The sequence below is a fragment of the Tautonia rosea genome (assembly GCF_012958305.1).
In the GTDB taxonomy this organism is placed as follows: Bacteria; Planctomycetota; Planctomycetia; order Isosphaerales; family Isosphaeraceae; genus Tautonia; species Tautonia rosea.
On the sequence record NZ_JABBYO010000011.1, the window covers coordinates 95,730 to 119,453 of the forward strand.

23 protein-coding genes are annotated in these 23,724 nt (G+C 63.5%); 6 read left to right on the forward strand and 17 right to left on the reverse strand.

What is annotated here, in order from left to right; translation table 11 throughout:
• Positions 1–26 precede the first annotated feature (26 nt).
• The 4 genes from HG800_RS19170 to lpdA all read right to left on the reverse strand — a co-directional run bounded on the left by HG800_RS19170 (position 27) and on the right by lpdA (position 4,059).
• Positions 27–836, reverse strand: a complete 810-nt coding sequence (locus HG800_RS19170) for an HNH endonuclease signature motif containing protein (protein ID WP_169978435.1) — start codon at positions 834–836, stop codon at positions 27–29.
• 131 nt (positions 837–967) lie between these two features.
• Positions 968–2,359 (reverse strand): purple acid phosphatase family protein, encoded by a 1,392-nt coding sequence (locus HG800_RS19175; protein ID WP_169978438.1) that lies wholly within the window; start codon positions 2,357–2,359, stop codon positions 968–970.
• A complete protein-coding gene (locus tag HG800_RS19180; protein ID WP_169978441.1) occupies positions 2,356–2,559 on the reverse strand; it encodes a hypothetical protein in 204 nt (67 codons plus the stop codon). The genes HG800_RS19175 and HG800_RS19180 overlap by 4 nt, the downstream gene beginning before the upstream one ends.
• A 111-nt stretch (positions 2,560–2,670) precedes the next feature.
• Entirely contained in the window at positions 2,671–4,059 is a 1,389-nt protein-coding gene (lpdA, locus tag HG800_RS19185; protein ID WP_169978443.1) for a dihydrolipoyl dehydrogenase, read from the reverse strand.
• Positions 4,060–4,481: 422 nt separating this feature from the next.
• Between lpdA and ycaC the strand changes: the two genes are divergently transcribed.
• The 6 genes from ycaC (at position 4,482) to HG800_RS19215 (ending at position 10,597) form a co-directional block, all read left to right on the forward strand.
• Positions 4,482–5,102 (forward strand): isochorismate family cysteine hydrolase YcaC, encoded by a 621-nt coding sequence (gene ycaC / locus HG800_RS19190; RefSeq protein ID WP_169978446.1) that lies wholly within the window; start codon positions 4,482–4,484, stop codon positions 5,100–5,102.
• Between the two features lie 30 nt (positions 5,103–5,132).
• Entirely contained in the window at positions 5,133–5,990 is an 858-nt protein-coding gene (locus tag HG800_RS19195; RefSeq protein ID WP_169978449.1) for a pirin family protein, read from the forward strand.
• Positions 5,991–6,300: 310 nt separating this feature from the next.
• Positions 6,301–6,762 carry a hypothetical protein gene (locus tag HG800_RS19200; protein WP_169978452.1) on the forward strand — a complete coding sequence of 154 codons (462 nt, stop codon included), beginning with the start codon at positions 6,301–6,303 and terminating at the stop codon, positions 6,760–6,762.
• A 145-nt stretch (positions 6,763–6,907) separates the two neighbouring features.
• Positions 6,908–8,479: a mechanosensitive ion channel family protein gene (locus HG800_RS19205; protein WP_169978454.1), complete on the forward strand. Its 1,572-nt coding sequence runs from the start codon at positions 6,908–6,910 to the stop codon at positions 8,477–8,479.
• A gap of 100 nt (positions 8,480–8,579) precedes the next feature.
• On the forward strand, positions 8,580–9,002 hold the full coding sequence (locus HG800_RS19210; RefSeq protein WP_169978457.1) for a DUF2780 domain-containing protein: 423 nt from the start codon (positions 8,580–8,582) through the stop codon (positions 9,000–9,002).
• 245 nt (positions 9,003–9,247) lie between these two features.
• Positions 9,248–10,597 carry a hypothetical protein gene (locus HG800_RS19215; RefSeq protein ID WP_169978459.1) on the forward strand — a complete coding sequence of 450 codons (1,350 nt, stop codon included), beginning with the start codon at positions 9,248–9,250 and terminating at the stop codon, positions 10,595–10,597.
• Between the two features lie 107 nt (positions 10,598–10,704).
• On the opposite strand, the gene HG800_RS19220 is transcribed toward HG800_RS19215, so the two are convergent.
• The 13 genes from HG800_RS19220 to HG800_RS19280 form a co-directional block, all read right to left on the reverse strand.
• Positions 10,705–12,024, reverse strand: coding sequence for a dihydrolipoamide acetyltransferase family protein (locus HG800_RS19220; RefSeq protein ID WP_169978462.1), 1,320 nt, complete (start codon positions 12,022–12,024; stop codon positions 10,705–10,707).
• 127 nt (positions 12,025–12,151) lie between these two features.
• Complete coding sequence (locus HG800_RS19225; protein WP_169978464.1) at positions 12,152–12,532, reverse strand: four helix bundle protein; 381 nt, start codon at positions 12,530–12,532, stop codon at positions 12,152–12,154.
• Between the two features lie 108 nt (positions 12,533–12,640).
• Positions 12,641–13,621: a pyruvate dehydrogenase complex E1 component subunit beta gene (locus HG800_RS19230; RefSeq protein WP_169978466.1), complete on the reverse strand. Its 981-nt coding sequence runs from the start codon at positions 13,619–13,621 to the stop codon at positions 12,641–12,643.
• An 8-nt stretch (positions 13,622–13,629) separates the two neighbouring features.
• Complete coding sequence (gene pdhA, locus HG800_RS19235; protein ID WP_169978468.1) at positions 13,630–14,643, reverse strand: pyruvate dehydrogenase (acetyl-transferring) E1 component subunit alpha; 1,014 nt, start codon at positions 14,641–14,643, stop codon at positions 13,630–13,632.
• Between the two features lie 640 nt (positions 14,644–15,283).
• Positions 15,284–18,109, reverse strand: coding sequence for an aconitate hydratase (gene acnA, locus HG800_RS19240; protein ID WP_169978470.1), 2,826 nt, complete (start codon positions 18,107–18,109; stop codon positions 15,284–15,286).
• 330 nt (positions 18,110–18,439) lie between these two features.
• Entirely contained in the window at positions 18,440–18,709 is a 270-nt protein-coding gene (locus tag HG800_RS19245) for a ParE family toxin-like protein (protein ID WP_169978472.1), read from the reverse strand.
• Positions 18,706–18,924 carry a hypothetical protein gene (locus tag HG800_RS19250; RefSeq protein WP_169978475.1) on the reverse strand — a complete coding sequence of 73 codons (219 nt, stop codon included), beginning with the start codon at positions 18,922–18,924 and terminating at the stop codon, positions 18,706–18,708. Before HG800_RS19250 ends, HG800_RS19245 begins: the two co-directional genes overlap by 4 nt.
• Before the next feature lie 390 nt (positions 18,925–19,314).
• Positions 19,315–20,271 (reverse strand): DUF1559 family PulG-like putative transporter, encoded by a 957-nt coding sequence (locus HG800_RS19255; protein ID WP_169978618.1) that lies wholly within the window; start codon positions 20,269–20,271, stop codon positions 19,315–19,317.
• A complete protein-coding gene (locus tag HG800_RS19260; protein ID WP_169978477.1) occupies positions 20,268–20,843 on the reverse strand; it encodes a hypothetical protein in 576 nt (191 codons plus the stop codon). The genes HG800_RS19255 and HG800_RS19260 overlap by 4 nt, the downstream gene beginning before the upstream one ends.
• Positions 20,844–20,996: 153 nt before the next feature.
• Positions 20,997–21,899, reverse strand: coding sequence for a nucleotidyltransferase domain-containing protein (locus HG800_RS19265; RefSeq protein ID WP_169978479.1), 903 nt, complete (start codon positions 21,897–21,899; stop codon positions 20,997–20,999).
• 184 nt (positions 21,900–22,083) lie between these two features.
• Positions 22,084–22,305 (reverse strand): hypothetical protein, encoded by a 222-nt coding sequence (locus HG800_RS19270; protein WP_169978481.1) that lies wholly within the window; start codon positions 22,303–22,305, stop codon positions 22,084–22,086.
• A 127-nt stretch (positions 22,306–22,432) separates the two neighbouring features.
• Positions 22,433–23,071 (reverse strand): MSMEG_1061 family FMN-dependent PPOX-type flavoprotein, encoded by a 639-nt coding sequence (locus tag HG800_RS19275; protein WP_169978483.1) that lies wholly within the window; start codon positions 23,069–23,071, stop codon positions 22,433–22,435.
• A gap of 268 nt (positions 23,072–23,339) precedes the next feature.
• Entirely contained in the window at positions 23,340–23,645 is a 306-nt protein-coding gene (locus HG800_RS19280; RefSeq protein WP_169978485.1) for a hypothetical protein, read from the reverse strand.
• Positions 23,646–23,724: the final 79 nt, after the last annotated feature.

Below are 23,724 nucleotides of genomic sequence, written 5' to 3' on the forward strand. Positions count from 1 at the left end.
AGCACTAGACGCAGTGACTTAGTGAGCTACCTATGTGATATTGTCAAGGAATTTCTTCTCCGATCGGCCTCTCGCGAGACATCTCGAAGAACACGAACTACCTCGGTAAATCGAGTGCAGAAGAAGCTCTCGCTTTCTTCGACAGAGACGACCCCACCGAATAAGGCAGGCAACTGCAAGTACACGGACCGCTCAACTTCGAGTTGTCTATTCGCTCGAAGGAGTAATATTCGAAAATCTGCGGGAAGAGCATCCGGAAACAAGTGGATTAATCGATCGAAACGCTCCTGGACTGCACGTATTCCTTCGTCGAAGAGGTGCTTGAATCGTTGATAATTCGCTTCCGAATATTTTGGTATCCAATGTTCGCTCATCCGATCCCAGATATCCAAGGCATCGTCTGCATTTCCTTGAGGCAGATTATTAGGGCCCGCCATGAAAATGAACCTGATTTTCCAGTTATGACAATCTAAACTAGCCTCCAATAATGCTTCAGACACAAGCTCTAGTTTGGACGCATCTTCAACTTCTATTTTAGATGAATTTTCAACAGATGCATGTAGTCTTAGAGCAACAATATCCCTCCAACTTGAATTGTACAGTTTGATCAGTTCTGGAGTTAAGTTTCTTACAAAGGCCCCTATGGTGTGTGCGTCACTGTGGCAGTGCAAGCAAATCACTGCCAGATTATCAAAAGAGTTATTGGACGGGTTTTCATCGATATGATGGATCTGAACCTTATGTTTCTCCAGGCGGCAGACGCAACACGTACGATCAGAGGCAAACAAGACTCGTGCTGCCAAGTCATCAGGAATCTGAACGCGTTGCTTTGCCATCCTCAAAAACCTCAATTTTCTCCGAGCCCCGGCGGGGTGGCTGGGGTCGTGTCGACGCCAGCTCCCCTGACCTGAGCAAGAGCGGACCGAGGTCATCCTGACCCCAACCACCCCGCCGCCGGGACGATCGATCAGTCGCCGGCCGCCTCGGCGGCGGCTTCGAGGCGGCGGAGGCGCTCGCCGAGGGTGGGCTTGCCCTCGATCAGCTCGTTGGGCTGGCCGTCCTGCTTGACGAGTTCGAAGGCGTCGTAGAGGGCGCCGAGGGGGGTGCGGGCCTCGTAGGTGAGGCGGTCGCCGTGGAGGTGGATGATCTGATAAAGCTGGGTGTCCTCGGCCTTCCGCTTCATCCAGTCGCCGGCCTGGGTCAGGTCGTACATCTTCGGGCCGCTGACGGAGACGACGTAGACCGTGCCGGAGTCATCCCGGGCGGCGGCGCCGGTGGGGACGTTCTGATCGCCCACGACCAGGCCGCTGCGGCCGTAGGCGTGGTCGTGCCCCTGGAGCACGAGGTCGACGGCGTACTTGTCGAAGATCGGCTGCCAGAGGTCGCGGAGCGCCGGGTTGTCGCGGTTCCTGGCCGCCGAGTAGATCGGGTGGTGGAAGGTGACGATCGTCCAGCGGTTCGGGTTCTCGGCCAGAACCTGCTCCAGCCAGGGGACCTGCTCCTCCTGCTTCTCGCTGGAGTTCAGGGAGATGATGCGCACCCCCTGATAGTCGATGAAATACACACTTTCTTCAAGACCTTCCGGCCCGTGCTCGGGCAGCGCGAAGCTCGGCCGCCAGTGGCCGGAAAGGCTGCGTTGCCCGTCCTCGGTACGCTCGTACTCGTGGTTGCCGGGGGTCGGCAGGCTCGGGACCATCGCGTTGACCCAGCCGGCCGAGTAGAACCACTCGCCCCACTCGGCGTCTCGGTTGGCCCGGTTGATCAGGTCGCCGGCATGAACGATGAAGCGGGCCTTCGGCGCGTCGGAGTACGCCCCCCGGATCACCCGAGACCAGAGCGACTTGACGTTGTTCTGCGCGTCGCCGAAATAAATGAACGAGAACGGCTCGGCCTCGTCGCTCGCCGTGGTGAAGTGGGCCCACTCGCTCCAGTTCACCCCATCGCCGACGCGGTACGCATAGGTCGTCTTCGGCTCCAGCCCTTCGAAGACAACCGAGTGGAACTTCGCCTCGTTCAGGTCGGTGGTCAGGGGGGTCGAGGTGGCCTCGACCGTCTCGGCGCGGTCCACGAACTGCGGGCCGTGGTCGGCCAGGGCGATCTCGGCAATCGCCGTCTCCACCGTCGCGTCGGTCCGCCAGGTCACCGCCTGCGAGGTCGCCGGGTCGCCGGTGAAGGTGAGGATGATCCGATCCGGCATGGCGGTCGGCCGGTAAACCTCGGCCTCGGCCACCGGCTTCGGCAGGTGGGAGTGGTCGTCCCCCTCGTCGTGGGCGAAGGCGGGGCATGCTGTCAGGACGATCAGGCCGCCAAGGGCCAGCGGCCGGGCTCGGTGGAACAGAGATGTCGAGAAGGTCGTCATGGGGTAGCCTTTTGTGAAAGGGTCCGCAGCTTGATTCGATGGTTCTGGGCAGGGTACTCGGTCTTCGGCATCGTGATCATACCGCGTTGATCGCCGGGACGAACAGAGACATGATCAGTGTTAATATACTGAGAAATTCGCATTAATATTTCGCGGATGAGCGACGGCACACCCTCTCCGCTCACCAGCCGCGTCGCCATCGTCACCTCTCCTCCAGGGCTCGTCTCCGACCAGGAGCACCCGCAGGCGGCACGATCTCAGCCACCCAACGCATTCGTTCCATGACAAGGCATCTCAACCGACATGAACAATCACAGGTGAACCGACTCTCCCAGCCCCTGGCCGGCGGCCTCCATCACGGCCTCGGAGAAGGTCGGGTGCGGGTGCATGGCATGGAGAATCTCCTCCTGCGTCGCTTCGAGCTTGCGAGCCATGACAAGTTCCGCGATCATCTCGGTCGCATTGGCGCCGATGATGTGGGCGCCGAGCAGCTCGCCCAGCTTCTTGTCGAAGATCAGCTTGACGAACCCCTCCGGCTCTCCCGCCGCGACGGCCCGGCCCGAAGCGATGAACGGGAACTTGCCGATCCGGATCTCTCGGCCCAGCTCGCGCGCCTTCTTCTCGGTCAGGCCGACGCTGGCCACCCCCGGCTCGGTGTAGGTGCAGCCGGGCACGTTGTCGTAATCGACCGTGCGGTCGGCATGGCCGCACAGACGCTCGATGCAGCAGATCGCCTCGTGGTGCGCCACGTGGGCCAGCCAGGGGGGGCCGATCACGTCGCCGACGGCGTAAATTGAGGGAACGCTCGTGACGTATCCCTTCTTCGGGTCGGCCTTGATGTGCCCCTTGAAGGTCTCAATCTTGACCTTCTTTTCATCCCAGAGATCCTGGATGTTCCCCTCGACGCCGATGGCCACCAGCATCACCTCGGCCTCGATCGTCTGCGGACCTTTCGGCGTCTCGACCGTCACCTTCACGCCGCCGTCGGTCTTCTCGACCTTCGTCGTTTTCGAGCCGGTCAACACCGTCATCCCGCGCTTCTCGAAGCTCTTGCGGAGGGTCTGCGAAACCTCCTCGTCCTCGATCGGCAACAGATGGTCGACCATCTCGACAATCGTCACCTTCGTACCGATTGCATTATAGAAGTAGGCAAATTCACACCCAATCGCCCCGGCGCCGACCACCAGCATCGACTTCGGCTGCGTCGGCAGGTTCATCGCCTCCTTGTACGAGATGATCGTCTTGCCGTCGAACTCGGCCCCGGGCAAGGCCCGAGCATGCACGCCGGTGGCAATCACAATCGACCCGGCCGAAAGCGTCTTGTCCCCCACCTTCACCTGATTCGGGCCGACGATCTTCGCCGTCCCTTGCTGGTGCTGCACCTTGTACTTGCGGAACAGACCCTCGATCCCCTTGTTCATCTTGGTCGTGACGTCCCGGCTTCGCTTGATCATCTGGGAGAAATCCCAGCGCGAGTCGCCGGTGTAGCCGAACTCCTTGCCGTTGTGATTCAACAGTTCAACGACATGAGCATTCGTCAACAAGGCCTTGGTGGGAATGCAGCCCCAGTTCAGGCAGATGCCGCCGAGCTTGTCCTGCTCGACACAAAGCACCTTCTTGCCGAGCTGGGCGGCTCGGATCGCGCCGGCGTATCCGGCGGGTCCGCCGCCGATGACAATCAGGTCGTAGTCGTGGGCCATGAGTAGAGATATCTCTTTGCGTGAAACGACTTCAAGAAACGCAACAAACGGCGAGGACGGGGACCGATCGCCCGCAACCGGTCCCGACGGGGCGGGATGCTCCGGATCGCGTGCCGGGACACGGCAAAACGGCGGCGCGGGGCCGGGAACACAAGCCGAGCCTCGGCTTCGAGGGGCTCCCCTTCCTCGTCCAGGGGATTCGCCCGAGGAATGGCCTCGCCATCACCTGGCAACACCGTCCCGTCCCCGGCCAATCGGTTGATCCCTTTTATTGTGACGTTCCGGCCCCCCCCCGTACAGACGACGTCTCTGGCCAACTTGACAACGCAACCTCCGGAGGATGGTACACTGGCACCCCGTCACGCCCCGGGAGGGGTCGTGTGCCGGCACCCCTCGACCCGTTCACGAAGGAACGCTCGACCATGCCCGACCCATTCCGGTATCGACGCCTCGACAAGGCCAACGCCGCCGTCCTGCTCATCGACCACCAGTCCGGCCTCTGCAATCTCGTTCACGACTTCTCCCCCGACGAGTTCAAGAACAACGTCCTGGCCCTGGCCGACGCGGCCAAATACTTCAACCTCCCGACCATCCTGACCACCAGCTTCGAGAACGGCCCCAACGGCCCCCTCGTCCCCGAGCTGAAGGACCTCTTCCCCGACGCCCCGTACATCGCCCGCCCCGGCCAGATCAACGCCTGGGATAATGACGAGTTCGTCAAGGCGGTCGAGGCGACCGGCAAGAAACAACTGATCCTCGCCGGGGTCGTCACCGAAGTCTGCGTCGCCTTCCCCGCCCTCTCGGCCATCGAGGCCGGTTACGAGGTCTTCGTCGTCACCGACGCCTCGGGCACCTTCAACCTGACCACCCGAGAGGCCGCCTGGTCCCGCATGGAAGCCGCCGGGGCCCAGCTCATGAACTGGTTCGGCGTCGCCTGCGAGCTGCACCGCGACTGGCGCAACGACGTCGAGGGGCTCGGCGCCCTGTTGTCCAACCACCTCCCGGCCTACCGGAACCTCATCACCAGCCACAACGCGAAGTAACGGACACGCGGCACACGTGGAGCATCCTTCATGAAGCGCCTTCGACGCATCCTCCGCAACGTCCCCCAGCACTGGGTCGGTGACGGCTTCCCCGTGCGAAGCCTCTTCTCGTACGGCGGCGGGAACGCCTTCGATCCCTTCCTGCTCCTCGACTACGCCGGGCCGCACCCTTTTGAACCCGCCTCGGCCCCCCGAGGCGTCGAGGAACATCCGCACCGCGGCTTCGAAACCGTCACCATCGTCTACCAGGGGGAGCTGGCCCACCGCGACTCCTCGGGCAGTCACGGCACCATCGGCGCCGGCGACGTGCAATGGATGACGGCGGCCTCGGGCGTCGTTCACGAGGAATTCCACAGCGAGCGCTTCACCCGCGACGGCGGCACCCTGGAAATGGTCCAGCTCTGGGTGAACCTGCCCGCCCGAGACAAGCGGGCGGCCCCCGGCTACCAGAGCCTGCTCGATGCCGACATCCCCCGCGTCCCGCTCGCCGACGGCTCGGGGACGGTCCGGGTCATCGCCGGCGAGTTCCAGGGAACTCCCGGAGCGGCCAAAACCTTCACCCCGATCAACGTCTGGGACATCCAGCTTGATGCCTCCCGAAGCGTCGAACTCCCGCTCCCCGAGGGCCACACCAGCCTGATCGTCGTCCAGACCGGTTCGGTGCAGCTCGACGGCACACGAGTCTCCGCTGTCGAGGTCGCCGATCTGTCTCGCGAGGGAAACCTCGTTCGCGTGCTCGCCGAATCCCCGACTCGGCTTCTCGTCCTGACCGGCGAGCCCATCGGCGAGCCGATCGCCGGTCACGGCCCCTTCGTCATGAACACCCCGGACGAAATCCAGCAGGCCATTCATGATTATCGGCAGGGCCTCCTCGGTCGGCTCTCCTAGCGGTCTGCCCGCTCGGGCCTTGGCCGGTCTGCCGGCGGAACGAAGCGACCGGCTCCGAAACCGCGAGGTGCCGGTCCCTCAATTTCCGCAGAAACGCCTTGAAGGAGTGAAAACTGCAAAATCGCTCAGGTCCAGGTTTCTGCTACCCCCTTCCGCTCTCCCTGACTACAATCGGGGCGCTCGTCGCCTCAGGAGACGCCTAGGCGTCTTCAACCCGTCTTCAGCACCTCGCAACCACTCACTTCAAAACACAAGAACCCATCGATCGCTTCTGGTCGACCGGGATCCCCTCAGAGAGGGAGCAAGCCCCATGAGCTACGAGTTCACTCCCGAGCAGAACACCCTGATCGGCAACCTCGCGCACAAGATGGGCGTGGTGGGCCTGCTGGCGATGATTGTGGGTATCCTAAACCTGATCTCGGCGTTGATGCTTCTGGTCTTCGTCTTTCAGGACCAGATTCCGGCCGAGGTCGTCCAGCAGATCCCCGAGGAGATCCGAGGCGAGCTGCCGCCCACGAATTTCCTCTGGGGCCTTGCCATCCAGAGCGCCACGTCCGGCCTGATCTTCACCCTGCTCGGCGTCTGGACGCGCGCCGCGGCAGGTTCGTTCCGCGAGATCGTCGCGACAACCGGCCGAGACGTCGGACACCTGATGAACGCCCTCGGATCGGTTTATAAAATGTACTCGCTTCTGTATGCGCTGGTCGTCATCGCCTTGATCTTCTTTGTTGTTGGCCTGGCGCTGCAGTTGTATCTGAGATTCACCTCCTGACCTTCACGAATCCTCGAGACGCGCCCTGCATCATCTCGGGCGCGTCTCGTCATGTCGGAACGCCTGAGAGGAATGGGCCCGTCCCCATTCCTGGCAGGACGTCCTACCCAGATCGACCCCAAGGAGAAACTCAAGGAGTCGCTCGGTGAAATTGCACCCTCTCGGAGCGAGCATCGTCTTTCTGAGCCTGGCCGCCTGGCTGGCGATCATGCCCCGGCCGGTCCTGGCCCAGGACGAAGAAGCACCCGCCCCGGAGGCCCCCGCTGAGGAGGCCCCCGAGCCGCAAACCACCGCAGACCCGGAAATCCCCGTCGACCAGCTTGGGCTCTTGCTCCAGCCGCTGACCAAGGACGAACTCGTCGTCGAGGCCGACGCCTGGCGCGACCTGCTCAAGCAAAAAGTCTCGCAAATCAGCTCCGCCGAGATCGCCGTCAAGCGGCAGAACAAGCAGGTGGAGGAGTCCGAAGAGCAAACCGAAACGGCCAAGGCCAAAACCGAGGCGGTTCAGAACGACGTCGCCGCGGTGAAGCAGAAAACCGACCAGGTCGCCAAGGACGCGGCCGAGGCCGGCCCCGACGAGGCTGACGAGGTCTCCTCCGAGGCCAGCGCCGTCGCCGCCGAGGCCGACGCCGTCAACACCGAGGCCGCCGCCCTCAAGGCCGAGGCCGAGCAGGACGCCGAGGCGGCCCAGCAACAGAAGGAAGCGCTCCTCGAAGACCTCCCCGTCCTCCGCGAGCAGAAGACCGCGCTGATCGACCGGGTCAACGCCGTCCTCGACGCGCTGGAAACCAAGGGCGGCGACGTCGAGGAGTACCGCACCTACGTCTCGGCCGTCAGTGGCATCAACATCGACACCTCCGACGCCTCGGCCACCTGGACGGCCATCACCGGCTGGCTGACCTCCGAGCAGGGTGGCCTGCGTTGGGTCTACAACATTCTGAAATTCCTCGGCATCCTTCTGGTCGCCTACTTCGTCTCGAAGATCCTCTACTTCGTGACCTACCGGGCGACCGGGGCCTGGCCGCAGGCCTCGAACCTGCTCCGCGACTTCCTTAGCCGGTTCGTCCAGCAAGCGGTCCTCTTCCTCGGGCTGATCGCCGGCCTGGCCGCCCTGGAGGTCAACATCGGGCCGATGCTGGCCGCCATCGGCGCCGCCGGGCTGGTCGTCGGCCTCGCGTTGCAGGACACGCTGAGCAACTTCGCCAGCGGCCTGCTGATGCTCGCCTATCGCCCGTTCGACGTCGGCGAGGTTATCGAGGCCGCCGGGGTGATGGGCAAGGTTGAGTCGATGAACATGGTCTCCACCCACATCAAGACCTTCGACAACCGCCACATGGTCGTGCCCAACAGCCAGATCTGGGGCGGCATCATCACCAACGCCAGCACCAGCAACATCCGCCGCGTCGACCTGACCTTCTCGGTCGGATACGATGACGACCTCGCCAAGGCCCAGGAGATCCTCGAGCGTCTGGTGCGCGAGCACCCGAAGGTCCTCGACGACCCCGAGCCGATGGTCAAGCTCAACGAGCTGGGCGAGTCCTCCATCGACTTCATCTGCTGGCCCTGGTGCCAGGCCGCCGACTATGGCGAGGTGAAGTGGGGCCTGCTCCGCGCAGTCAAGGACGAGTTCGACCGCAACGGAATCAGCATCCCGTTCCCCCAACGCGACATCCACGTCTACCAGGCGTCGCCGGCCGCCGAGGCCTCCGTCTCCTGAGCAAACCTTGCGGCCGGGCTGTTTTTTTCGGCCCGGTCGCGTTCCCTGTCTCATCTCCCCGGCGGTTCTCCGCCCCGTTTCTCACTGCGAAGGTGCATTCATGAGCGATTTCATCTCCCAGCTCCAGTCCCAGACCGGACTCGATGGCGACCTTGTCAAGAAAGGCGTCGGCGCGATCCTGAACTTCATGAAAGAGCATCTGCCCGAAGACCTCTTCACGAAGGTCGAGAGCGAGGTGCCCCAGGCGGCCGATGCCGTCTCGTCGTTCCTCCACGGCCAGCAGGCATCCGGGATGCTTGAGAAAGTCGGCGACCTCGTCGGCGGCCTTCTCGGCGGCAAGGCCGGCGCGCTGCCCGACCTCCTCCAGATGCTCTCCAAAACCGGTCTGTCGCTCGACCAGGCCAAGACCTTCTTGCCCATCGTGATTGAAAAGCTCAAGGACCTCCTGCCCGACGACGTTCTCAATCAGATCATGGAACGCCTACCCGCCTTCGGCGAAGTCCTCAAAAAGGCCGACGGCTGAGCCGCACCTTCCTGGTACGTCCAGGATCGCGACCCAGCGAATACCATCGACAAGCGCTTGAAGTTCGCGGATGCGAGGGGTAGAATCCAGAGATGTTGATCCACCCTTGCTGGGTGGCAACAACCGGTCACGACGGCCCGCTTCTCCCGGCTGACCTGCCAGGGGAACGGGCTTTTTGTTTTTTGAGAAAGGTATGCCTCAGTTTGCATTGAAGAATAGGCAACCAGAACGAAAAGGAGCGTGACATGCTTGGTCAATTCTCCGTGTTGTTCGCCCTTGCCTCCGCCCTCCTGCTCCCAGACGTGGTGGCTGGACAGGAGCGTTCGTGTGCCTGCGATGCGGGCCCGACGGCCGTTGATCGTCCGCTGGGCGAGGAACAGGATGGCTTCCCTGAAATCGGCCTGTTCCAAACCCTCCCGAAGGAAATCCCCTATCGCCTGACGGTGGAACCGCCGATCGCCGTCTACCCGCCCGAGGGACACATTCCCACCCTGATTCGGGGCGACGGCTCGATCACCCTGCAGTACAACCGCTCGCAAGAGCCAGAAACGCTCGCTGTCCGCATCACGGACCTCGACCTGCGGCTGCTCCCCTTCTCGTTCCCGATCGACCTCGACGGCGACGGCCAGCGAGAAGCCCTTGAGCTGCCGAGCCTGCGTATCGGATCAGAGTTCCTGGACCTCGAAGCCTCGACCGGCACCCTCGATCTGAAGTCCGGGAACATGGACCTCGACTTCGTCTTCGCAATCTCGGCGAAGAACCTCCCGATGATCGAGACGTTGGGCCTCGACGAGGTCCGGTTCACGGTCGAGGACCAGGGCGTCTTCGACCTCAGCACCGGGTCGTTCACCATTCACTGCGGAGTCGTGGACATCCGCGAGGGTCCGCTCGCCGGATACACGATCCGGGCCGGGGGCGACGGCGATCCAGAGCGGCCGGCATCGACGGTGGAGCTCAAGGCGGGGGTCGCCGCCTCGCCGGACATCCGTTGCCGCGACATCCCGGCGGGTCAGAACCGCGTGATCATCTGCCCCGGCGACCGGGTCCTCCTCTGCTGGAGTTCGAGCCAGGACGTGGTCTCGGTCGACATCTCCCCGAGCGTCGGGACGACGCTACCGCCAACCGGCGAGATCATCGTCACCCCGCCCACCCCCGGGCCGGGCGACCCGGGAGAGATCGTCTATCGCGTCACGACCAACGGCGGGAATACCCCGGGCGTGGAGGACACCGTCACTGTCGTCTTCTACCAGGGACAGGTGCTCGGCCCCTACCAGGCAAACCCCGATCGGGTCAACAACCGCTGGTCACTGAATATTCCCTTGACGAGCCTCAGCGGCCGGATCTATGTCCAGCAGGTCCAGATCGGTCGGGGCCCTGGCTGCCTTGACTGGGTGCGCTTCTTCTTCGAACACCAGAGCCCGTACCTGCCCGGCGGCATCGACTACGGCGGCGACATCGGTAGCCCAATCGCCGTGCCCTTCCGCGCTGCCGGCACCTGGTACTTCCACGCCCGAGTCGACCCACCCCGATCGACGCCCGATCCCCGCGATACCCAGTTGCCCGTCTGCTTCCGGTTCTCGGGCCGATGCCAATAGCGAAGGCCCATCACCGGCGTCGTCCAGGCGTTCGAAACGCGAAGATCGACCCCTGATCGGCCTCCGGCGGTCCGAAGGGATCGCCGGAGGCCTCTTGAAAGGATCGCTCAGAGCAACATTGCGGCCGGTTCTTCGAGGAACGCCTTGAGCGTTCGCATGAACTCGGCGGCGGTCGCACCATCGACGGCGCGGTGGTCGGCCGTGAGGGTCACGGTCATCACCTGGCCGACCACCAGCTCGCCGTTCTCGACCACCGGCCGGGCCTCGGTCGTGCCGACGGCGAGAATCCCGACCTCCGGCATGTTCAAGATCGCATCAAACTGCTTGACGCCGTACATGCCAAGGTTCGAGATGGTGAACGTCCCGCCCATCATCTGCTTCGGGTTGAGCGTGTTGGTCCGGGCAGCCTCGGCCAGGGCGAGCGTCCCCTGGCGGATCTCAACCAGGCCAAGCTGATCGGCATGCGGCAAGACGGGAACAATCAGGCCGCCGTCGAGCGCCACGGCAATGCCGATGTTCACATCCCCATGCAAGACCATCGCGTCCTCTTCATACGAAGCGTTCAGGTCCGGGTGCTTTCGCAACGCCATCGCAACCGCCTTGGTCACGAAGTCGCCCACCGAAAGCTTGATCTTCTGCTTCGAGAGCTGCGCGTTGAGCTGCTCGCGAAGGGCGACGATCCGATCCATCCGGATGTCGCTCGTGACGTGGATTTCCGGGGCCGCCTGCTTGGCCTGAAGCATCCGAGCGGCGATCGTCTTGCGCATCCGGCTGTGCGGCACGCGCTGCGTCTCGCGAATCGGGCCGCGGGCAACCGGCATGGCCGGGGCGGGGGCAGCGGCGGCCGCTTCTTTCCCCTTGCTCGGGGCGGCGGCGCCACGGTGCTGAAGAAATTCTTCGACATCGCGGCGGACGATCCGGCCGTTGGGCCCCGAGCCTTCCACCTGGCCGAGGTCGATTCCCTCGGACGCGGCGATCTTGCGGGCGAGCGGGCTGGAGCGGACCCGTCCGCCCGGCTCTCGCGCTTCGGCCCCGGCGTGCTGACCGTTCGCGTCGGTCGAGTGACCATAATCCGGAGCGGACGATGCGCCCTGCGCCCCGGCTCCCGCCGGAACGGCTTCCTTCTTCGACTCCGCCTTCGAGGCCGAGCCGCCCTTGAGCTTCTCAGCCACCTGCGCCGGGTCTTCCCCCTTGCTCGCCATCACCAGCACGCGCTGACCGAGGGCGACGTCATCCCCTTCCTGCACATCGAGCAGGGCGACCGTTCCCTCGTCGAACGCCTCCATCGGCATGACGGCCTTGTCGGTCTGAATCTCGGCCAGGACGTCCCCTTCCTTGACCGCGTCGCCGACCTTCACGTTCCACTTCACCAGTTGCCCGCTCTCCATCGTCGGGCTGAGTTTGGCCATCGTCACTTCAATGGGCATTTGCGGGCTCCTTGGGGCAGTAGGCAGTAGGCAGCGGGCAGTAGGCAGTGAGGACGGGGAAAGAAAATCGAAGGTCAGCGGTGGCAGGTGGAGGATAAAGAACGGCAGTCGAACGCAGGGGGATTGGTCAGGGAGTCGGGACGTCGAACGAGCGAGCCAGAGAGTTCATCAGGCCGTTGAGCAGTCGGCCGACCTCGGAGCAGCGGGAAAGAAGTTCAGAGGTCGCGGGATCATCGAGGTAGCGAAGTCGATCGGCAATGAGCAGTTGCGTCTCGACCTCTCGGAGAGAGCCGTGGGCGATGGAGAGAAAACGATGGAACTCCCTGTTGCCACCCCGACCTTGACCCTCTGCAATGTTCGAGGGGATTGCCACCGCCGAACGACGAAGCTGGTTCGTCAGGCCAAAGCGTTCCTCGTTCGGAAACCTCGCCGTGTCCTGATAGACCTGCTCCACCAGGTCCATCGCCCTCTGCCAGGCGATCAGGTCCCTGTAATTCTGACTCGCCATGCCCGAAGCCCCGCCTTTCCCATCTGCCCGGCGGGGCTCCCCTCCCCTCCACTCTCTCCTCTCTCCTCTTCGCTTTTCCCCTTCTGCCTACCGCCTACTGCCTACTGCCTACCTGTACAACACCCCATTGACCGCCTCGACCACCCGCTCGACGCTGGGCAGCATGTCCAGCTCCAGGCGACGGTTATACGGCAACGGGGCGTCCTTGGCGGTGACCCGCTCGATCGGCGCGTCCAGCTCGTCGAAGGCGGCGCGGTAGATGCGGTCGGCCACGCCGGCGCCGATGCCGCAGTACGGCCAGTTTTCCTCGACGATGATCGCGCGGTGGGTCTTCGTCACCGAGTTCAGAATGGCGTCGAGGTCCAGCGGCCGGATGGTCCTCATGTCAAGCACCTCGGCGCTGATCCCGTCCTCCTCCAGTTTCTCGGCCGCCTTCAGGCTGGTGATCACCGACCGCGAGTAGGTGATGATCGTCACGTCCGAGCCTTCGCGCTTCACGTCGGCCTTGCCGATCGGCACGACGAAGTCGGGGTCTTCCGACACCTCTCCCTTGTCGCCGAGCAGGTTTTCATGCTCGATGAAGATCACCGGGTCGTCGTCTCGGATCGCGGCTTTGAGCATCCCCTTCGCGTCGCTCGGGGTGCTGGGCATCATCACCTTCAGGCCCGGGAAGTGGGCGTACAGCGCCTCCGGCCGGTGCGAGTGGGTCGCCCCCAGGTTGCCGGCGATCCCCGAGTTGCCCCGGAAAACGATCGGCACGCTGAACTGGCCGCCCGACATGTAGCGCATGTTCGCGGCGTTGTTCACCAGCTGGTCGAACGCGACGTAGCTGAAGCTGAAGGTCATGAACTCGACGATCGGCCGCAGGCCGACCATCGCCGCGCCGATGCCGATCCCGGCAAAGCCGTTCTCGGAGATCGGCGTATCGACGATCCGGCGATCGCCGAAGCGGTCGAGCATTCCCTGGCTGACCTTGTATGCGCCGTTGTACTCGGCGACTTCTTCACCCATGAGGAAGACGCGGTCGTCCCGCTCCATCTCCTCGGTCATGGCCAGATTCAGGGCCTCTCGGTACTGCATGATGGCCATGGACGCGGTCACTCCTGAGGAATGTGAGGGGAGACGGTAATGTCGGTGTAGACCTCGTCAAGCTCCGGCTCGGGAGCTTCCTCGGCGAAGCGGATGGCCTCGTCGATCAGTTCCTTGACCTCGGCTTGCATCAGTTCGAGCGATTCATCATCGACCCAGCCGCGCTCGCGGAGGACGACCTCGTAGAGCGAGATCGGGTCCCGTTCGCGGGCCTTTTCCAGCTCTTCCTTGGTCCGGTACTTCATCGGGTCCGACATCGAGTGGCCGCGGTAGCGATACGTCTTGGCCTCGATGAACGTCGGCCCTTCGCCGGCCCGGGCGCGATTGGCGGCTTCGAGCGTCGCCTCGGCCATCGCCTCCACGTCGTTGGCATCCACCGCAAGACTGGCCGAGAAGCCATACGGCGGCCCGCCTCGCTGGGTCAGGTCGAGCACGGCCGAGTGCCGGTGCAGATGCGTGCCCATCGACATCATGTTGTTTTCAACAACGTAGATGACCGGCAGCTTCCAGAGGCCGGCCATGTTGAAGGCCTCGTGCAGGGCCCCCTGGTCCATCGCGCCGTCGCCAAAGAAGCAGAGCGTCACCTTGTCGTCGCCGCGGTACTTGCTGGCGAACGCGAACCCGGCGGCCAGCGGAATGTGGCTGCCGACAATCGCGTGACCGCCCATGAAGTTGCGATCGACCTGGAAGAAGTGCATCGAGCCGCCCTTGCCCTTCGAGCAACCGGCGGCCTTGCCCAGCATCTCCGCCATGCCCGCCCTCGGCTCCATCCCCCGGGCGATCGCGTGCCCGTGGTCTCGGTAGGCGGTGATCACGTAATCGTCGTCTCTCAAGACGCCGATCGAACCCACGGCACAGGCTTCCTGTCCGCTATACAGGTGACAGAAGCCGCCGATCTTTTGCCGCTGATAAAGCATCGCGGAACGTTCTTCGAACCGGCGAATCACCAGCATTTGTCGGAGCCAGTCGAGGGCCTGCTCCCGTTCGACGATGGGCTTGGCTTCAGTCTGCGCGTGGGCCATATCTTCCAGCTCCTGCTCGGTCGCGGGTCCGGAGTTCGGTCGGGGCGAGGCCGGGGGGGGCGGTGGGAACTCGTACCGTTTCGGCTCGGAATCAGATTCGGATTCGGACGCGGAATCAATCGCGACAGCGGTTCCGGGCGGGGAATCGGTCCGGCTGGGAAACGTCCGGGCCAATCTCGGCCAGAGGCTCACCAGTCGCTGCCAGAGAGAAGGCATTCTATACAAACCGGGGGCTTCCCTGCCAGTCGGGGCGGATCGGACGCGAAAGGGCTGGTTCCTGATCGTTGAGCCGGGGGAATCGAACCACCCTCGGGAGGATCGGGCTGCCTTGCCCACCCGTGCTTCGGTCTCGCCACGAGAGAGGATCGGTCACCCGAAATTCCCGTGTGCGGATCGAAACGATCCGGTCCTGACCTGATCAGACTCGCCAACCGATCCGCGATCGACAATCGGCCGAGGGCCGAACACCCATTGCCCGCGACCACCGTGGATTTCCCTGCCAGCAGGCCGGCCACCCTGCTTCCGACTCGGGAAGCAAAAGAAGCCAGGCCGGCCGGAAATCCCGGTCGGTGCGGTGCGGGCGATCAGCCCGTCGGGAGGGCATCGGGACGTGCGTTTTGGAAAAACACGTCCCGAAGGATCAGCTCTGCCGCGCTTTCAAAAGCTGGCGGAGCACGAAGGAGAGGATCCCTCCGTGCTCATAGTACTTGATTTCCTGCGGCGTGTCGATCCGAACGGTCGCCGGGAATCGCAAGGTCGAGCCGTCGGCCTTCGTGGCCACCACCTGCACCTCGCGCCCCTCGGCGAATTTCGCGTCGAGCACTGTCCGCAAGCCTTCAATCGCATAGGTTTCCTCGCCCGTCAAGCCGAGCGCCTGCGCATTGTCTCCTGCGCCGAACTGCAACGGGAGGATTCCCATGCCCACAAGGTTCGATCGGTGAATCCGCTCGAAGCTCTCGGCAATCACCGCCCGAACCCCCAGCAACCGCGGCCCCTTGGCCGCCCAGTCGCGCGACGACCCCGAGCCGTACTCCTTGCCCGCCAAGATTATGAGCGGCACCCCCCGACGCCGGTATTCCTCCGACGCATCGAAGATCGTCGTCACCTCCCCATCAGGCAAGAGCCGGGTAAAGCCCCCTTCGGTCCCCGGAGCCAGCTGGTTCCGCAGGCGAACATTGGCAAACGTGCCGCGGACCATCACCTCATGGTTCCCTCGCCGAGAGCCGTACGAGTTGAAGTCCTTCGCCTCAACCCCGTGCTCCCTCAGATACGAGCCCGCCGGGCTCTGCGCCTTGATCGCCCCGGCCGGCGAAATATGGTCGGTCGTAATGCTGTCTCCCAGCACCGCCAGCACCCGAGCTCCGCTGATCTCCTGCACCGGGTCGGGCTCCACCCCCATCCCCTGGAAGTAGGGCGGATTCTTCACATAGGTCGAGGCGTCGTCCCAGGCGTACAGATCCCCCTCGGGGGTCGGCAAACCTTTCCATCGCTCGTCGCCTTCAAAAACATCAGCATATTTGCGCTGATACATCTCGGCCCGGACCGACTTGAGGATCGTGTCCTGCACTTCCTTCTGGGTCGGCCAGATGTCTCTCAGATACACGGCTTTGCCGTTCGTGTCGGTCCCGATCGGCTCGCTCGTCAGGTCAATGTCGATCGTCCCGGCCAATGCGTACGCCACCACCAGGGGGGGCGACGCCAGGTAATTGGCCTTCACGTCCGAGTTGATCCGACCCTCGAAGTTCCGGTTCCCCGAGAGGACCGAGACGGCCACCAGATCATCCTCCTGGATCGCCTGGGTGATCTCCTTCGACAGCGGCCCCGAGTTGCCGATGCAGGTCGTGCATCCGTAGCCGACGGTGTTGAACCCCAACGCATCGAGCGACGCGGTCAGGCCCGAGTCGTCGAGATAGTCCGTCACCACCTTCGAACCGGGCGCCAGGCTCGCCTTGACCCACGGCTTCGGCTTCAGGCCGCGCTCGACCGCTTTTTTCGCCACCAGACCCGCGCCGATCATCACCGAAGGGTTCGAGGTGTTCGTGCAGCTCGTGATCGCCGCGATCACCACCGAGCCGTGCGTTAGGTGGCCGTTGCCGTTGCTCAGCGGGTGCGTCTGAGCCGCCGGGGCCTTCGGGTCCTCAGCACCTGCGGCGACCCCGCCCCCTCCTTCGGTTTCGAGCCGATTCTCGCCGTTCGAGTCCGTCGAGGCCGCGCCGCTGGCCTTCCTCGCCTTCTCCACCGCGGCCAGCGCCGTCGGCGAGTCCTTGATCATCTGCGAGAGGACCTGAGCGAACCCCCCTTTCACCTCTCCCAGCGTCACCCGGTCTTGCGGACGCTTCGGCCCGGCCAGGCTCGGCACGACGGTCGAGAGGTCCAGTTCCAGGACGTCGGTGAAGTGCGGCTCCGGAGCGCCGGTCGTGCGGAACATCCCCTGTTCCTTGCTGTAGGCCTCGACCAGGCGGATCAATTCGCTCGGCCGTCCTGAAAGTTCCAGATAGCGGAGCGTCTCGGCGTCGATCGGGAAGATACCGCAGGTCGCGCCGTATTCGGGGGCCATGTTGGCGATCGTCGCCCGGTCGGCCAGCGGCAGGTGATCGAGCCCGTCGCCGAAGAACTCGACGAACTTGCCGACCACCCCCCGACGCCGGAGCATCTGCGTGACGGTCAACACCAGGTCGGTCGCCGTCGCCCCTTCCGGCAGCTTCCCGGCCAGCTTGAAGCCGATGACCTGCGGCACGAGCATCGACACCGGCTGACCCAGCATCGCCGCCTCGGCCTCGATCCCGCCGACCCCCCAGCCCAGCACCCCCAGGCCGTTGATCATCGTCGTGTGCGAGTCCGTCCCGACCAGCGTGTCGGGATAGGCGATCGTCTCTCCGTTCTCTTCCTTCGTGAAGACGACCCGCGCCAGGTATTCCAGGTTCACCTGGTGGACGATCCCCGTCTCCGGCGGCACGACCTTGAAGTTCTCGAACGCCTTCTGACCCCAACGCAGAAACGCGTACCGCTCCGTATTCCGCTGATATTCGAGTTCCGTGTTGTGCAAGAGGGCCAGCTTCGTGCCCGCCTCGTCCACCTGCACCGAGTGGTCGATCACCAGCTCGGCCGGCTGCAACGGGTTGATCTGCTTCGGATCGCCGCCGAGCCGGCTCATCGCGTCCCGCATCGCCGCCAGGTCCACGACCGCCGGCACGCCCGTGAAGTCCTGCATCAACACCCGAGCCGGCCGAAAGGCGATCTCATCCTTCGGCTCGGCCTTCGGGTCCCACTTCGCCAGCGCCAGCACATCGTCTGCGGTGACGGTCAGGTCGTCCTCGCACCGCAGCAGGTTTTCCAGCAAGATTTTCAACGAAAACGGCAATCGGGCCAGGTCCACCCCCTGCCCGCTCAGGGCATCGAGGCGGTAGATCTGATACGGTCGGCCATCAACCTGAATGGTCGCTCGACTCTGAAAACTGTCGGCCATCGGAGGCAGCCCTCGGGCAAGATCGGTTCGTTCGGAGATCGTTCGTTCACGTCAACCCATCGCGGACTCGAAAGCCCCATCATAACGACCCCGACGATTCCCTCCCAGATTGCAGCCCCGTTCGGTGCCCCTGGCCCGCCTCGCAACAGACTCAGGGCGTGGGCACCACGCGCGGAGCCGCAAAGGCACAATGACGCCGGAGAGCCGGGCGTTCTCCCGGGCCTTCTCCACGAACACCGCCGCCATTGCTCCCCGTCAGGAGCCCTTCCCCCCATACTACGGCCCGTCCAAGGTGCGCCCTTGACCTCAGAGGCGAGGAAAGCGAGGCTCCTAGAGTTGAGCAAGAAGCTGGTCATACGCCGCGTGAGAGCCGATCCAGAACCATACGACCGTCTCGCCGTCACGCACGCAGACCGCCCGATAGCTGATACCGACGCGAGCCGAGTAGAGCGGCGGGTCGGCGTGGACTTGCTTGAAGTGCAGGCCCGGATGCGCCGGGTTCTGCCGAAACAAGCGATACGACTCCCGCGCCTGCTGTTGGACATGAGCGGGCAGGGCCGCGAACATCGCGCGGAAGCGCCGAGTGAGATGCGAGTTCATAGCCGCTCGGGGTCGAGTTCCTCGGTCAACCCGGCACGATGCTCGGCCAGCGCCTCGTTTGCCAGCCCCACGAGCCGATGAGCGGACCCGGCAATGGTCCGATCGAAGTCGTCCTCGGCTGCCAGTTCGGCCAGCAGCCTGGACGCCAACACCTCCTGCTCGGCCTCGGGAAGTTTGGCTGCCTCGGCGAATGCCTTCTCAAGCAGCGTTGTCATGTCGCTGTCCTCCGACCCAATAATACCGCCAAGAAAACCGATCGGCGGGTGCCCTCGGTAGCTCGCCAACCGGGGCGGCGTCGCCGTAAGAGGCTTGGAGCGCCTCACCGTGGCCTCTCGTTGTTCCGCGACCCCGGTTGACGAGCAACCGGGGCCACCCGCGAAAGCCCCATCATAACGACCCCGGCGGTTCCTCCCAGATTGCAGCCCCTCCGGCTTCGCCCGGCGACTCCGGCGACGGAGCCAGGAGGGGAGGCTCTCGCCCGGCGGGTGGCTGGGGTCTCGGGCGGGTGGCTGGGGTCTCGGAACGAGACCCCGGCGGCTTGGCCTCGCTCAACGGGACCGGGGTCCGAAGACGGACCCCAGCCACCCGCCGCTGGGGGGAGCCTGCTACCGGCCGGGCGCCGAGATGATTTCGCGGCCATTCCGGCTACCGATTGCTCTCCATGTCTCTAGGGCGATGTTCTCCTTGGTGAAATTGACGTGACCATCGACGTAAAGTGTGTTGACGCCGCTTCGGTGATTGCTGCTTGCGGTCCATGCCCCGTAGATCCATGAAGTCCCGTTGGCGCACGACTTCTCATTCGGCAGGAGCACGTGGTTATAGAGGGTTGATCCGTAGTCGCCAAAGAACCAGTTGTTGCCCTTCCCCGAGAAGTTCCGCGTGGCGGTCCGGGGATCCAGCGCCTCGCAACGATCCGCGAATTGCTCGTATTGATCCGGATAGAACAATTGATCCGGAGTCTGGAAGACGGTTCGCTTCGCGTCGCGCGCGAGGCGGGAAGAGGGTCCGACGAGCCATTCCGTGAAGGCGATCGTCGTTGAGGCGCCATCGGTGAAATCACGATACCCGACGGGTGCGTTCCCGAGCCTGACGAAGGACCCATTGTGGCCGAACGACTGAATTCCTAGCCCGAGATTGCCGACGTAATTCGTCGATCCACCCATTCTGTACGAGCGATCCTCTCCGTCGGCCGGGCAGATGAAGGTGTTAAGGCTGGTCGTGGCCAGCGTGCTTCCCTGATCACCGATCTCCGGCGCGAGTCTCGCGAAATTGATCGCATTGTAGATCGCACCCTGTTCCAGATAAGGAAGGATCGCGACGTGAATGGAATAGCCGGTTGAAGACGAAGCTGCCGGGAAAACACCGTGGAGCGAGGCATATTGGGCAAGCGCGAGGCCAGTCTGTCTCAGGTTGTTCGAGCAGTGGACCTTTTGGCTAGCCTCGCGAGCCGACGCGACGGCGACCAAGGTCAGGACCATCAGAATCCCGATCATCGCGAGAGAGACGACGACCTCGATCAGTGTGAAGCCTTCGCGAGAACCCAGTACATTGCGACGGATCATTGGTCTCCCTCGCGAATCGAGACCTCCACGATCGGCGATTTGATCATTTGCGTAACGGAATCGATGTCTCTCCCTTTGATCTCCTCTCGGAAGTAGATGACCGTCGTGGCATCCGCGAAGATGATGTAATTTCCCGGTCTCTCGGGAGGCCGCTCGAGTATGGCCTTGTACCTCAGCGCGCCGTCAGCCATCGTCTCGCCCGGGGTGTTGTCGTCGGAATGAATATTGATGCTCGCGTAATCATATCCGGTTTCCCCTTGCAGTAGATTGACCCCGAGCGACACCGGCAGGCTGATTTCCGGGTTGTTGCGGTATACGTCAACCACGCAAGTGATCGCTTCTCCAATCCCGAAAGAGGCGCCGTTGACTGGTTCAACGAGGCGGATGTCGAACGGTTCTCTGAAGTTCTGCTTGATCTCGACGACATCGGTCTCGTTATCGACGACAATGACCGCTGGTCCTGCTCCTTGCCTGACCTGAAACGCACCGTCGTCTGATCGCGAACAGCCCAGGCCGATGATCACCAGGAAAACGCATGGAACGAACGTGCGACTCCTGAGAAGAGATGACACTTCTCACCTCCAATGCGATAAGCAACGACCGCATTCCACCGCAATGTTTCAACAGTAATCAAGTTGATTGTATAGTGTCAAGAGATAGTCAATACTTTTTCATCTTGCTCCGCTGAAAACGGAGGCATGTCGCCTCGCGCCCCACTCCACAGATCAAAGCAAGTCCCTGACCCGCTCCAGCTCGGCCTGGATGTTCCGCAGGGCGGCGACCGCCCGATCCGGGTCGACCACACAGCCCTCCAGGCTGCCGTAGTGCTCCTCCAGGGCCGACAGGAGCAAGGCCCGGAGCCTCGGCTCGTCGGGGACAGGAGGCAGGGGACTCTCGGCATAAAGGCGCTCCAGGTGCGACTCCTTCTCGGCGAACCACTGCCGGAGCCGATCCTCGGTCCACTCGCCCCGACGGATCGCCTTGAGCTGGTCGTTGTTCCGCTGCAGGTCGATGTCTCCTTCGAGCAGGATCTGCTCGACCTCGCCGATCAGGCGCACCACGTGGTAGGCGAACTTCGTGTCGTAGCCGTGCTCGGCGACCAGCTCGGCCCGCTTCCCCTGCGGCTGCTTGATCGTCAGCTTGTGCAACTGGCTGTAGGCATACCCCTTGAACTTCGGCCAGGCCCCTTTGTGCAAGAATAGCCGCCGATTCTCCCGCACAAGGTTCCCGACCCTCGTGCTGTGCAACACGCAGGTTGCAGGCGTGAACAAGCTATCAATGATGTTCGGGTTGTTCTCCATCGCCAGTTGGAAGAACTTGACGATGCCGAAGATCGACAGGTCATACATCCTCCCGTGCCCGGCCAGGGCGTCCCGATCCTCAACGTGATGCTCCTGAAACACCTCGAAGCGTTTGGCCGTCTTGCCGAAGCCGAGGATCTCCCCCCGAAGGTGCGGGAAGATGTCCTCCTTCGGCGGAATCGCCCAGCCGTACACGTCCATGTCGCTCGTGTCCGACGAGACGCCATAGGCGACCGACCCCATGATCGTCTCGTACATCACGTTGTTCGGCAGCCATCGCGGGGGCCGGATGAGCCCTCGATCCGCGAGTCGTTTCAGCGTGCTCATCGCGGTCCCTCCCTCAAGCCGCCCGTCCGGTGCGCTTCCGACCCAATCACGCCCCACGGCTTCAGACCCCTGCGTCGGGGCCTGGGTTCGGGGCGTTGTCCCAAGGTCCCGGCATCGATTCCGGTCTCAACCCATCCCGACCGTTCCCGCCCACGGGGGGCCAGTCCCCACCGAATCCCCCCCCTCAAGCCCCGAAGCGCCACCTCGCGATCAGTCGCAACGCCACCAATCCCCCGAGCACCGGCCCCCACCCAAAGGTCCCAAACCATCGCGACACCGCCAACATCCCCTGACTCTCCACCGAATCCGGACCGAGCCCATCGCGCAAAATCCAGCAGAACGGCCCGACAAGCAACACCCAGCACACGATCAGCCCGTCGATCCCCACCCCAATCACATGCCGCATCCCGCCCCCTCCTCCTCCTCACGCACAGGAGTTCCAACCATCGACCCTCTCAGGCAGGAACGGCGATCCCGAATCGACCCCGACTCCCCATCGCCAACAGCATCCGCGGCGGTCTCGAATCGCCGCATCAATAGAGGTGATTTTTATAGGAAGTCTCAATCGCTTCACTCAGCGATCCCACCGTCTGTCCCTCGATCCGGGTCTGATCGACGAGAATTTCGGCAAGCGTCGGCACTGATGACTTGCGGCCGGTCGCGCTCGGCTCCCACAGCTTCGACCGGATGAGGGCCTTGGCGCACTGAAAGAAGCACTCGTCGACCTCGATGACGACCCCAACCAGGGGTGTCTTGCCCTCGACCGCCAGCGGAGCGAGCACCTCCTCATCGCGGATCACACACGCCCGACCGTTGACGCGAAGGGTCTCGCCTACCCCAGGAATCAGGAACAAGAGGGCCGCGCGACCAGTCTCGATGATGTTCCGCAGGCTGTCGGCGCGGCGGTTCCCGCGCCGCTCGGGAATCAGCAGCGTCCGGGCGTCCCGGACCGCCGCCAGGCTTCCGGGCGCATCGCCTCGCGGAGAAACGTCGCACGACCCGTCCCGGCCGACGGTACCGATCAGAACGAACGGCGATTCGGCAATAAACCGGCTCATGTGGCCGTCGAGTTCCGACAGTTGCTTCTTGATCACCAGCTCGCTCGGCGAGCCGATCACCTCGGCAAGTTCCTCGGCGGAGGTCACACGGTTCTTGAATGCGGCGATTCCCATCGAATTGACTTCCCCGACGACGATCTTGGAAGGAAAGGGACGGTCCGAACCGAACTCCTCGCGGCGCCTCACACGCCGAGGATACGGACAGGCGGGTTCATCCGCCAGCTCCCCCGGGCCATCTCGGCGAAATCCAACGGACAGCTGCCGTCGGCGACCGATCGCTCACTCAGTGGCGCGACTCAGCGCCGAGGCAACGCAAGGGCCCCAGGCCCGACCTCCCAGAAGAGGCACGGTCCGCCGCCACCCCCGGCCGCGAGCAATCCTGCTACTGGACACTCCAGCCCCCCACGAGCCCGATCACCACCGGATAGATGATCACCCAGACGAGCGACGTCACCAGGGAAAACCCCAGCTCCAACACTCCCAACGCCATCACGATCCTCGATCCCCGACGGTCCCACGATCGCGCCGCCACGATGATCGCCAACGCAATCAGGACACGACCAAACCCACTCCCGAACCGCAGGAAGGGAATCACCGGCAACACGCCGCAAATCACCAGGCCGGCGCCGAGCAATCGGTACGCAAGCCGAGGCGATTCAATGTATGTTTTATTCACAAATCCAAGCATTCATCTGACTCTCGAAACCAAACGCCCCGGCCTCCCTTGGGAGAGGACACCCTCCTTTGCGGTCCAAAGGTCGCCGTCG